Origin of the sequence: Adlercreutzia equolifaciens, from assembly GCF_029076695.1 — a bacterium.
Classification (GTDB): Bacteria; Actinomycetota; Coriobacteriia; order Coriobacteriales; family Eggerthellaceae; genus Adlercreutzia; species Adlercreutzia equolifaciens_A.
On record NZ_JARFIK010000452.1, the window covers coordinates 1 to 296 of the forward strand.

The following is a 296-nucleotide window of genomic DNA, read 5'->3' on the forward strand; positions in this document are numbered from 1 at the left end:
GGATTGGCGATTACACCGATGACGATTACGCCTTCTACGTGGAGCGACGCTATCGCGATCGTCATGCCACGGTAGCCGACCTCGATGCCGAAGAGTACGTGGTGGACAAAGAGGGTCACAAGATTGAAGGCAAGACGGTGCCCGACATCAAGAACGGCGAGGGCGTTTCGCGTATCGAGCGCCTCACGCCGCGGGAAGCGAGCGATCCGCTTGCTGCGTACGTATTGTCACCGTAGTTCGGCTGATAGGTCACCTTAACCGTCCAGCCCTCTTCAAGGAGCTGGCGCGGCGTGAGG

General features: G+C 59.5%; 1 protein-coding gene. It reads left to right on the forward strand.

Features of this window, described 5'->3' with window-relative positions; translation table 11 throughout:
- On the forward strand, window positions 1-236 hold a 236-nt coding region (locus PZH32_RS13140), incomplete at its 5' end, for a hypothetical protein (RefSeq protein ID WP_275208696.1).
- Between the last annotated feature and the right edge of the window lie 60 nt (window positions 237-296).